General features: G+C 72.6%; 9 protein-coding genes and 1 pseudogene. 9 read left to right on the forward strand and 1 reads right to left on the reverse strand.

The features are described 5' to 3' along the window. The 8 genes and pseudogenes from IM725_RS18555 to IM725_RS18590 form a co-directional block, all read left to right on the forward strand. Positions 1 to 501, forward strand: a pseudogene (locus IM725_RS18555) (hypothetical protein); the annotation flags it as partial. A gap of 54 nt (positions 502 to 555) precedes the next feature. Further along, the gene (locus tag IM725_RS18560; protein ID WP_193782123.1) at positions 556 to 3,105 is read left to right on the forward strand and encodes a cation-translocating P-type ATPase; all 2,550 of its coding nucleotides are present in this window, start codon (positions 556 to 558) and stop codon (positions 3,103 to 3,105) included. A 66-nt stretch (positions 3,106 to 3,171) separates the two neighbouring features. Next, complete coding sequence (locus IM725_RS18565; protein ID WP_193782124.1) at positions 3,172 to 3,531, forward strand: STAS/SEC14 domain-containing protein; 360 nt, start codon at positions 3,172 to 3,174, stop codon at positions 3,529 to 3,531. After that, positions 3,528 to 4,541 carry an acyl-CoA dehydrogenase family protein gene (locus IM725_RS18570; protein WP_193782125.1) on the forward strand — a complete coding sequence of 338 codons (1,014 nt, stop codon included), beginning with the start codon at positions 3,528 to 3,530 and terminating at the stop codon, positions 4,539 to 4,541. Before IM725_RS18565 ends, IM725_RS18570 begins: the two co-directional genes overlap by 4 nt. Positions 4,542 to 4,585: 44 nt before the next feature. Further along, a complete protein-coding gene (locus tag IM725_RS18575; protein ID WP_193782126.1) occupies positions 4,586 to 6,346 on the forward strand; it encodes a PHA/PHB synthase family protein in 1,761 nt (586 codons plus the stop codon). A gap of 81 nt (positions 6,347 to 6,427) precedes the next feature. Then, complete coding sequence (locus IM725_RS18580) at positions 6,428 to 8,143, forward strand: dihydroxy-acid dehydratase (protein ID WP_193782127.1); 1,716 nt, start codon at positions 6,428 to 6,430, stop codon at positions 8,141 to 8,143. A gap of 23 nt (positions 8,144 to 8,166) precedes the next feature. Continuing rightward, a complete protein-coding gene (locus tag IM725_RS18585; protein ID WP_193782128.1) occupies positions 8,167 to 8,886 on the forward strand; it encodes a ribonuclease activity regulator RraA in 720 nt (239 codons plus the stop codon). Positions 8,887 to 8,952: 66 nt separating this feature from the next. Next, positions 8,953 to 9,147 carry a 4-oxalocrotonate tautomerase gene (locus tag IM725_RS18590; protein ID WP_193782129.1) on the forward strand — a complete coding sequence of 65 codons (195 nt, stop codon included), beginning with the start codon at positions 8,953 to 8,955 and terminating at the stop codon, positions 9,145 to 9,147. Positions 9,148 to 9,198: 51 nt separating this feature from the next. Here IM725_RS18590 and IM725_RS18595 read toward each other — a convergent pair whose 3' ends face one another. Further along, positions 9,199 to 9,648, reverse strand: coding sequence for a Crp/Fnr family transcriptional regulator (locus tag IM725_RS18595; protein ID WP_193782130.1), 450 nt, complete (start codon positions 9,646 to 9,648; stop codon positions 9,199 to 9,201). A gap of 163 nt (positions 9,649 to 9,811) precedes the next feature. Between IM725_RS18595 and IM725_RS18600 the strand changes: the two genes are divergently transcribed. After that, entirely contained in the window at positions 9,812 to 10,405 is a 594-nt protein-coding gene (locus IM725_RS18600; RefSeq protein WP_193782131.1) for an ATP-dependent Clp protease proteolytic subunit, read from the forward strand. Positions 10,406 to 11,003: the final 598 nt, after the last annotated feature.

The raw sequence follows: 11,003 nt of genomic DNA on the forward strand, positions 1-11,003 counted from the left end.
GGGGTGGTGGGCGTGTTCATGCCCCAGGACCCGGGCGCGGCCGACGAACTCGCCAAGCGCGGCGAGATCGCCTTCGACTTCGGCGAGTTCTGGAACAAGGGCCTGAGCCTGGGCACCGGCCAGTGCAGCGTGAAGCGCTACAACCGCCACCTGATGCGACTGATCGAGCAGGGACGGGCCGAGCCGTCCTTCCTGCTCTCGCACGAATGCGCGCTGCACGAGGCGCCCGACGCCTACCGCCACTTCGACGCCCGCGAACCCGGCTGGACCAAGGTGGTGCTCAAGCCGGGGCTGGCGCAGGGCCGGCAGGTGCAGCAGGCCGGGGTCGCGGCGCGGGTGCCCGCCGGCAGCGTGCAGGGCACGCGCGGCGGCGGGCAGGGCGCCCACACCCACGAGCACGGGCATGAGCATGCCCATGCGCACGGGGCCGGCACGGATGAGGCCCAGCCCCGCGCCACGCCCGGTGGCAAGGCGCGCAGGAAAGGCAAGGACGCGGGCTGAGTGCGCCTGACCCGCGTCAATCGCGCGTGAGGCCGTGCGGCGTACCATCGCCGCATGACAGAGACCCGCGCTGCGGCGGCGAACCTGCAGGGGCTCACCGCCGGGGAGGCGGCGCGCCGCCTGCGTGAGCAGGGCCCCAACGAGATCGAGGCCCGCGAAGGCCGTGGCTGGTGGCTCACGCTGCGCGGCATCGCCAGCGAGCCCATGTTCGTGCTGCTGCTGGCGGCGGCGGCGGTGTACCTGGTGGTGGGCGACCTGGGCGAGGGCCTGCTGCTCTCGGCCTTCGCCCTGCTCACCGTCGGGCTGGTCATCTTCCAGGAGCGGCGCAGCGAGAACGCGCTGCGGGCCCTGCGGGCGCTGGGGGCGCCGCAGGCCCGCGTGCTGCGCGACGGCCGCGTGCAGCGCATCCCGGCGCGCGAGCTGGTGGTGGGCGACCTGTTCCTGCTCGGCGAGGGCGAGCGCGTGCCGGCCGACGCGCTGCTGCGCGAGGCCGCGTCGCTGACGCTGGACGAGTCCCTGCTGACCGGCGAGTCCGTGCCGGTGCGCAAGCGCGCCGAAGCGGGGGCCTTGCCGGCCACCGCGCCGCCGGCCGGCGGCGAGGACATGCCCTTCGTCTACGCTGGCACCCTGGTCGTGGCCGGCCACGGGGTGGCGCAGGCCTGCGCCATCGGCGCGGCCACCCGGGTGGGCGCGATCGGCCGCTCGCTGGCCGACATCGAGGGCGCGCCCACGCCCTTGCAGCGCAGCCTGAAGAAGCTGGTGGCGTTGCTGGGGCTGGGGGCGGTCGCGCTGAGCGCGCTCCTCGCGCTGTGGTGGGGCCTGGTGCGGGGCCAGTGGCTGCAGGGCCTGCTCTCGGGCATCGCCTCGGGCATGGCCATGCTGCCGGAGGAGTTCCCGATGGCGCTGTCGGTGTTTTTGGCGCTGGGGGCCTGGCGGCTGGCGCAGGCCCGCGTGCTGGCCCGTCGCCCCGCCGTGATCGAGGCCCTGGGAGGCACCACGGTGCTCTGCGTGGACAAGACCGGCACGCTGACCGAGAACCGCATGCGGCTGCGTCGCGTCGCGACCGCTGCGCTGGACTTCGACCTCGCGCCGCTGGCACCGGACGCGCCCCTGCCCGAGGCCGTGCATGCGCTGCTGGAGTTCGGCATGCTCGCCTCGCGCCGCAGCGGCGTGGAGCCCATGGACAACGCGATCCTCGCCCGCGGCGACGCCGCGTTCCCGGGCACCGACCACCTGCACCCCGACTGGCTCATTGCGCAGGAATACCCGCTGACACCCGAGCTGCTGGCCGTGACGCAGGCCTGGACGGACGGGGCAGGGCTGCGCACCGTGGCCGCCAAGGGCGCGCCCGAGGCCGTGCTGGACCTGTGCCACCTGCCGCCCGGCGATGTGGCCCGGGTGATGGAGCGCGTGGCCGGGCTGGCGGCGCAAGGGCTGCGCGTGATCGCTGTGGCGCGCGGCAGCACGCCCGCCGGCGCCGCCCCGGACCGCGCCCACGACCACGACTTCGAGTTCCTGGGCCTGCTCGGCTTCGAGGACCCGCTGCGCGCCACCGTGCCCGCGGCGATCGCGCAGGCGCACGGCGCCGGCATCGCCGTGGCGATGATCACCGGCGACCACGCCGCCACCGCGCTGGCCATCGCGCGCGAAGCCGGCATCGCCGTCGACGGTGGCGTGCTCACCGGCGCCGAGCTCGCGGCCATGGACGACGCGCGCCTGGCCCAGGCGGTGCGCACGGTGCGCGTGTTCGCACGCGTCACGCCGGAGCAGAAGCTGCGCCTGGTGCAGGCCTTCCAGGCCGACGGCGAGGTGGTGGCCATGACAGGCGACGGCGTCAACGATGCGCCCGCGCTCAAGGCCGCCCACATCGGCATCGCCATGGGCGTGCGCGGTACCGACGTGGCGCGCGAGGCCGCCGCCCTGGTGCTGCTGGACGAGGATTTCGACCGCATCGTGGCGGCCGTTCGCCTCGGGCGGCGCATCTTCGACAACCTGCGGCGCGTGATGGGCTACATCACGGCCATCCACGTGCCCATCGTCGGCCTCGCGCTGCTGCCCGTGTTCCTGGGCCTGCCGCCGCTGATGCTGCCGGCCCACGTGGTGCTGACCCAGATGGTGATCGACCCGCTGTGCTCGCTGGCCTTCGAGGGCGCGCCGGAAGCACCGGGCCTGATGCGCAGGCCGCCGCGGCCGGCAGGCCAGGGGCTGGTGGGCTGGCCCATGCTGCGGCGCGGTGCCGTGCAGGGCGGGCTGCTGCTGCTGGGCATCCTGGCGCTGTATGCCTTCACCCTGCACGGTGGCGGCAGCGTCGCGCTGGCGCGCACCCAGGCCATGGTGGCGCTGACGGTGGGCAACCTGGGGCTGGTCTGGCTCAACGCCAGCCAGGGGGCCGGCTGGCGTGCCGTGCTGGGCCCTGGCTACCGCGCGTTCTGGGCCGTGGGTGGACTCGCGCTGGGGGCCTTCACCCTGGCCCTCGCGCTGCCGGGCGGGCGGGCGCTGCTGGGTTTCACGCTGCCGGACGCAGCCCAGTTGGCGCTCGCCGTGGCAAGCGCCGTCGCCAGCGTTCTGCTGGCCGCCCTGGCCATGCGCTGGGTGCGAAGCTGAGCAGCGGCCCGCCCGCCCCATCGATTGCTGCCATCGGGGCGACGGCCGCGCGGCTACACTGCGGCCGTGCCCTTCAGCTTGACCGTCGACAGCAGTTCCCTGGTCCTGCACGTGCAGGCCGCGGGCCCGGCCGGCCTGATGGAGCTGGGTGGCCTGGTGGCGCTGCTGGGCGACATGACCGCGCGCGGTGGCCACAAGCTCATCCTCGCGGACCTGGGCGGCGTGCAACCGCAGCTCAGCTTCACCGAGCACCTGCAGTTCGGCACCCAGGCCTTCCATGCGCTGCGGGGCGTGCAGCGCGTGGCGGCCGTGGTGCCGCCGGGCTTCCTGGACGCGCCCGCGGCCCGCGCCGCGCAACTCGCCGGGCTGCACGTCAAGACCTTCTACGATGCCACGGAGGCCATGGCCTGGCTGCTCAAGTCGTGACGCCGCTGGCGCGCGACCTGGCCCGCATCGCCCGCTGGGCGCCGGCCAGCGATGCAGCGGGTGCGCTGCAGCCGGCCCAGCGCGCCGTGCTGGAGAGGCGCGGCTGGCTGCGCCTGTACCTGCCCGCCGGCACGGGCGGCCCGCAGATGGCCCTGCCCGAGGCCCTGCCCCTGCTGGAGGCGATCGCCGCCGCGGACGGAAGCTGCGGCTGGATGACCACCCTGTGCGCGGGCGCGAGCTGGTTCGCCGGCTTCCTGCCCGGGACGCTGGCGCTTTCGTTGGCCGCCACGCCCCGCCTGTGCCTGGCCGGCAGTGGTGCGCCCCTGGGACGCGCCGAGCCGGACGCAGGCGGCTGGCGCGTGGCGGGCGCCTGGCCCTTCGCCAGCGGTGCGCCCTGGGCCACGCATTTCACCTTGAACGCGGTGCTGCCCGGTGGCGCCGTGCGGGCCTTCGTGGTCCCGGCCGAGGCGGTGCAGCGCACCTCGCCCTGGAAGGCCATGGGCCTGCGCGCCAGTGGCACGCAGGGCTTTCTCATCGAGGGCGCCTGGGTGCCGGCCAGCCACGCCTTCGAGATCCGGCCCGAGGCGGCCACCCAGCCCGGCGCGCTGTACCGATTCCCGTTCGAAGCCTTCGCCTACGTCACCCTGGCCGCCACGCTGTCGGGCATGGCCCGGCATTTCACCGCGCTGGCGCTGCCGCTCGCCGTCGCGCGGGTGCCCGGCCTGGCCTGGCCGCAGGCCCTGGTGCAGGCCATGGACGCGGCCCGCCGTGCGTGCCTGGACGAAGTCGGCCGCGCCTGGGCCGCGCTCGAGGCGGGCGCCGCGGTGGACGCGCAGCAGGCGCAGCAGCTGCGCCTGCAGGCGCTCGCCTGGGTGGAGGCCTGCCGCGACGCGGTGGACCGCCTCTATCCGCTGTGCGGGCTGCGCGCGGCGGACCCGGCCGAGGCCCTGCACCGGGCCTGGCGCGACTTCCATACCGGCTCGCAGCATTCGCTGCTGCTGCCCGCTTGACCCAGCGCAAGCGCGGGCCAGCCCAGCCGCGCGAGGATGGCGGGATGCCCGAGACCGCTCCCAAGACCTCGCCCGCGGACGGCCCCGCGGCCATGGACCTGCCGCTGCAACTGGCCGTGGCCCGGCTGGCCAACGGCATCTCCCCGGCCTCGCTGGCGCAGGCCTGGGCCGACTGGGGCATGCACCTGGCGGTCACCCCGTCCAAGCAGGCCGAGCTGGCGGCCAGCGCGGCGCAGAAGGCGCTGGCCTGGTCGACCTTCCTCGCGCAGGCGGTGCAGGGCCACTGCGAGGACTGCGTCCACCCGGCGCCGCAGGACAAGCGCTTCGCCCGGCCGGCGTGGCACGACATGCCCTACTCGGCCCTGTCGCAGGCCTTCCTGCTGCTGGAACAGTGGTGGGGCGAGGCCACCACGGGCGTGCGCGGCGTCTCCCGCCACCACGAGGAGCTGGCGTCCTTCCTGGCCCGGCAGTGGCTGGACATGTGTTCGCCCTCGAACTTCGTCGCCACCAACCCGCAGGTGCTGCAGGAGACCGTGCGCAGCGGCGGGCTCAACCTGGCCAACGGCTTCGTCAACTGGGCGCGCGACGCGGCCGCGGTGGCGGCGGGCGGGCGTCCGCGCGGCGTCGAAGCCTTCGAGCCCGGCCGCGGCGTGGCCCTCACGCCGGGCAAGGTGGTGTTCCGCAATGCGCTGATCGAGCTGCTGCAGTACGAGCCCAGCACGCCGCAGGTGCGGCGCGAGCCGGTGCTGGTGGTGCCGTCCTGGATCATGAAGTACTACATCCTGGACCTCACGCCCGACGATTCGCTGGTGCGCTACCTGGTGGGGCAGGGCTACACCGTGTTCGCGCTGTCCTGGCGCAACCCAGGCAGCGAGCAGGCCGGGCTCTCCATGGACGACTACCTCGCGCAGGGCGTGCTCGCCGCGGTGGAGGCGGTGCAGCAGGCGGTGCCCGGCACGCCGCTGCACGCCATGGGCTACTGCCTGGGCGGCACCCTGTTGTCCATCGCCGCGGCCGTGCTCGCGCGCCGGGGCGGTCACCCCCTCAAGACCGTGAGCCTGCTGGCCGCGGAGACCGACTTCGCCGAGCCCGGGGAGCTCGGGCTCTTCATCGACGAGAGCCAGCTGGCGTTCCTGGAAGACCTGATGGCCGAGCGCGGCTACCTGGACGGGGTGCAGATGGCGGGCGCGTTCCAGCTCATCAACTCCAAGGACCTGGTGTGGTCCAAGCTGGTCCATGAGTACCTGATGGGCGCGAGTACGCCCATGACCGCGATGCGGGCCTGGAACGCGGACGCCACGCGCATGCCCATGCGCATGCATTCCGAGTACCTGCGCCGGCTCTACCTGCACAACGAGCTCGCCATGGGCCGCTACGTGGCGCTGGGCCAGCCGGTGGACCTGCACGCCATCCGCGTGCCCCTGTTCGTGCTGGGCACCGAGCGCGACCATGTCTCGCCCTGGAAGTCCGTCTACAAGATCGCCCGCAGGGTCGGCGGGCCGGTGCGCTTCGTGCTGGCTTCGGGCGGGCACAACGTGGGCATCGTAAGCCCGCCCGAGGGGCCGCTGGCCAGCCCCGAAGCCAGCTTCCGCCATGCCGAGCATGCGCCGGGCGCGGCCCCTGACGACCCGCAGGCCTGGTTCGACGCGGCGCCCGCCGAGGCCGGCTCCTGGTGGCCGCACTGGGTGCGCTGGCTGGACACGCATTCCAGCCGCGGCCGCGTCAAGGCGCGCCCGGTCCGGGGCCTGCGCGGGCCCGATGGGAAGACCGTCGCCGCGCCCGGCAGCTACGTCTTCCAGCGCTGAGTTTCCAAGGGTTGCGTCGGAGTGCGCAGGCGCGCGGGGCGCCTTAGAGTGGGGGCTTCGCGTCATGCCGGAAGCCCGACCTTGCCCCCCGACGAACCCTTAGGCCTGCAGCGCGGCCTCACCCATTACGGCGACGCCGATTTCTCGCTCTACCTGCGGCGCAGCTTCGCCCGCCAGTCCGGCCTGTCCAGCGAGATGCTCAAGCGGCCGGTGGTCGGCATCGCCCAGTCCACCAGCGGCTTCAACCCCTGCCACCGCAGCACGCCGGAACTGGTGGAGGCGATCAAGCGCGGCGTGCTGGCCGCCGGCGGCCTGCCGCTGGACTTCCCCACGATCTCGCTGGGCGAGAGCTTCCTCAACCCCACCTCCATGAAGTTCCGCAACCTCATGGCCATGGACGTGGAAGAGATGCTGCGCGCCCAGCCTATGGATGCGGTGGTGCTGGTGGGCGGCTGCGACAAGACCGTGCCGGCCCAGCTCATGGGGGCGGCCTCGGCCGACGTGCCGGCCATCCAGCTGGTGGTGGGGCCCATGCTGCCCATGCCCTGGCGCGGCGAGCGCCTGGGGGCCTGCACCGACTGCAGGCGCTTCTGGGCGCGCTTTCGCGCCGGCGAGGTCAGCGCGGCGGAGATCGAGGCGGTGGAGGGCCAGCTGGCCGTCACGGCCGGCACCTGCAGCGTGATGGGCACGGCCAGCACCATGGCCGCCATCGCCGAGGCGCTGGGCCTGTCGCTGCCGGGCACCGCGGCCATCCCGGCCGTGCACGCCGACCGCATCCGCGCCGCCGAGGCCAGCGGCCGCCGCGCCGTGGAGATGGCCCTGTCGCCCGACCCGGTGCGGCCCAGCCGGCTGATCACGCCGCAGTCGGTCGAGAACGCGCTGCGCGTGCTGCTGGCGATCGGCGGCTCGACCAACGCGCTCATCCACCTCACGGCCATCGCCGGCCGGCGCGGCATCGAGATCCCGCTGGAGCGGCTGAACGCGCTGTCCGACACCACCCCGGTGCTGGTCGACCTGAAGCCGACCGGGCAGCACTACATGGCCGACCTGCATGCGGCGGGCGGGCTGGGCGCGGTGCTGCGCGAGCTCAAGCCGCTGCTGCACCTGGACTGCCCGACCGTGGCCGGGCAGACGCTGGGCGAGCGGCTGGCGGCCGAGCCGGACTGGGTGGACCGCGGGGTGGTGCATGCCTTCGCCGATCCCATCCGTGCGCAGGGCGGGCTGGTCGCGCTGTTCGGCTCGCTCGCGCCGCGTGGCGCCATCCTCAAGCGCTCCGCCGCCGACCCGCAACTCTTCGAGCGGACCGGCCGCGCCGTGGTCTTCAGCTCCCTGGAGGACCTGGCCGCCCGCATCGACGACCCCGCCCTGGACGTGACGCCCGACGACTTCCTGGTGCTGCAGAACGCCGGGCCGACCAGCGCCGCCGCCATGCCGGAGGCGGGCTACCTGCCCATCCCGCAGAAGCTGGCGCGGGCCGGCGTGAAGGACATGGTGCGCATCTCGGACGCGCGCATGAGCGGCACGGCCTACGGCACCATCGTGCTGCACGTCGCGCCCGAGTCCGCCGTGGGGGGGCCGCTGGGCCTGGTGCGCAACGGCGACCGCATCCGCCTGTCGGTGGCCGGGCGTCGCATCGACCTGCTGGTGGACGAGGCCGAACTGGCGGCGCGCCGCGCGGCCCAGCCGCCCGCGCCGCCGCCGCCCGCGCGCGGCTACGCGCGGCTGTACCAGCAGTCCATGCTGCAGGCCGATGCCGGCTGCGACTTCGACTTCCTGCGCCCGCCGGCGCAGCCCTGAAATCTTTTTTGCCGAGGCCTGCCATGAGCGACAGCCCGACCCCGCTGGACCCCGCCACCCGTGCCACCCTGGAGGGCATCAGCACGGCCACCATCACCACCCTGCTGTTGAAGAAGGGCCTGCGCCAGGTCTGGATCCGCGGCTCGCGGCCCCTGCACGGCGGCAGCCCGCGCGTCGCCGGGCGGGCCTTCACGCTGCGCTTCATCCCGGCGCGCGAGGACCTGGCCTCGCCCGCGGCCTGGGCCTCGCCGCGCTCCACCCGTGCCGCGGTCGAGGCCATGCCCGAGGGCTGCATCGCAGTGGCGGATGCCGCGGGGGGCGTCACCGACGCCGGCATCTTCGGCGACATCCTCTGCGCCCGCATGGCGCAGCGCCGCGTGGCCGGGCTGATCACCGACGGCGTGATCCGCGACATCAACGGCGTGCGCGACACCGGCCTGCGCGTGTGGTGCCAGGGCACGGCCGCCCCCTCGTCGGCCACCGGCATGATTTTCGTGAACTGGCAGGAGCCGGTCGGCTGCGGCGGTGTCGCGATCTACCCCGGCGATGTGATCGTGGCCGACGACGACGGGGCCGTGGTCATCCCCGAGGCCCTGCTGCCCGAGGTGCTTGCCGCCGGCCCGGGCCAGGAGAAGCTGGAGGCCTGGATCATGGAGCAGGTGCGCCTGGGCCACCCGCTGCCCGGGCTGTATCCTGCCAACGAGGCCACGCTGGCACGCTTTCGCGCCGAGACCGGCGGCTGAACGCGGCGGCCCGCTGGCGCGTTCGTCCCTGTTCCGATCCGTCCACCGTATTCCAAGGAGATTCCCATGCCCACCCTTCGCGTCGAGATGCTGGAGGGCCGCACGCCCGAGCAGAAGCGCGCGCTCGTGCAGGCGCTCACCCAGGCCGTGGTCGACACGCTGGGGTCCAAGCCCGAATCGGTGGACGTGCTGCTCTACGACATCCCGCGCGCCCACTGGGCGACCGGCGGGGAACTCTGGTCGGAGAAGCGGCCGGGTTGACGCGCGGGCCTCGCTGCCCCGCAGCGCGCCCATCGCCAGGCGCGCCCGCGCTCAGGTGAATTCGCCAGCCAGCAGCGCCGTGTGCATGCGCTTGGCCAGGATGTTGCCCAGCCACAGCAGCAGGGCGACCGCGACGTCGGGATGCCGGGCGGCCACGGCCTCGAACTTGTCCAGGGTGAGGCACCAGGCCACACCCGTGCGGGTGGGCGTGACGGTCGCGCTGCGTGTCGCACCCGAGAAGAAGGTGCCTTCGCCCACCACGCTGCCGACGTCCAGCGTCGCCAGCACGTGGGTGCGGGCGGACACCTCCAGTTCGCCTTCGGCCAGGAAGTAGACCTCGCGTTCGCTCTCGCCCTGGCGGATCAGCGGATCGCCGGCGCGCAGAAAGCGTACCTGCAGGAAGGGCTGGAGCTTGAGCCACTGCTCCCGGTCCAGCGGGGCGGCCAGCAGTCCCCCGTGGGCCCTGGCTTCCAGCGCTCCCATTAGGTGGTCGACATTCACGAGAGGGCTCCTCGTCCCCGAGCGGGGGGTACTACCTTATGTTACATCTGCCATGGATGGGCAGGCAATGCGCCGGCAGGGCGGGGCGCGAGGCTCCCGTGTCGGGCAGGGTGGATGCGGGCCGTGCCATCATCGGGGCATGCCACGTCTACAAGGAGCCACCATGGAACATCCCGAGAACGAAACCGCGCCCTCCACGGCCGAGCCGCGCAATTCCTTCCTCGAAGAAAAGGCCTTCAAGTCCCGCACCGTGCTGGTGTTCGGCGAGATCTCGGACAAGTCCGCCGCCGACATCGTGCGCCGCATCGTTGCCCTGGACGCCGACTCGCCCGCACCCATCGACATGCTGGTGAGCTCGCCCGGCGGCCACCTGGAGTCCGGGGACGCGATCCACGACATGCTGCGTTTCATCACCGCGCCCGTGAACATGATCGGCACCGGCTGGGTGGGCAGCGCCGCCACCCACATGTACCTGGCCGTCCCGCGCGAGCGCCGCTATTGCACGCCCAACACCCGCTTCCTGATCCACCAGCCCAGCGGTGGGGCGGGTGGTCAGGCGACGGACATCGCGATCCATGCCCAGGAAATCATCAAGGCGCGCGAGCGGGTGGCTCGCACCATCGCCCGCGAGACCGGCAAGCCGCTGGACACGGTGCTGCAGGACATCGAGCGTGACCGCTGGCTGTCGGCGGAAGAAGCGATCGAGTACGGCCTGGTGGGTCGCATCATCCAGAGCAAGACCGAACTCAAGCGCTGACACGCTGGACGGGGCTGCCGTCGCAGGCGCTGTGGGGTCATCCTCTTCTTACCCCTTGCCCCTGAGAGACCGCCCCCACACCAGGGGGCGGACGCCGATACCCGGCGGCGGCTTCGAAGTTTTTTTCGGCGGAGTGTGGAAAGCGCGAAATCAAGCGTGCTATAGTCGCGGGCTCCGCTGAACACAGCACTGCGGCTTGCGAAGGCAGGTGGCAGGCAGACCCCGAAAGGGGTCTGCGGCGAGTGAAGCCGGGATGGTGCGATGCAAGTTGCGCTGCTTCGGTAGGGTGGAAAAAAAGTCTGGGGATGTCTTGAGGAACTGCTGAAAAGCGGTATAGAATTCAAGGCTTCGCTGACAAGACAAGGCGGCGGTTTCCTACAGGAAAAAAGATGCTGAGTCAAGTTGGTAGAAACCCTAGAGTTTGACAGGTCTTCATAAAAACTGTCATAATTCAAGGCTTCGCTGATCGCAGCGAGGTTCGCAGAAAGAAGGCGCTGGGCGCTTTTGGACTGCAGGTTCGTTAACAACATACAGCCGATAAGCGTGGGCGTTTGAAGGCGATTGCCAAGTTCTTCGGAACTAGGTCGCAAGACCTTTA

Source organism: Ramlibacter aquaticus (assembly GCF_015159745.1).
Lineage (GTDB): Bacteria > Pseudomonadota > Gammaproteobacteria > Burkholderiales > Burkholderiaceae_C > Ramlibacter > Ramlibacter aquaticus.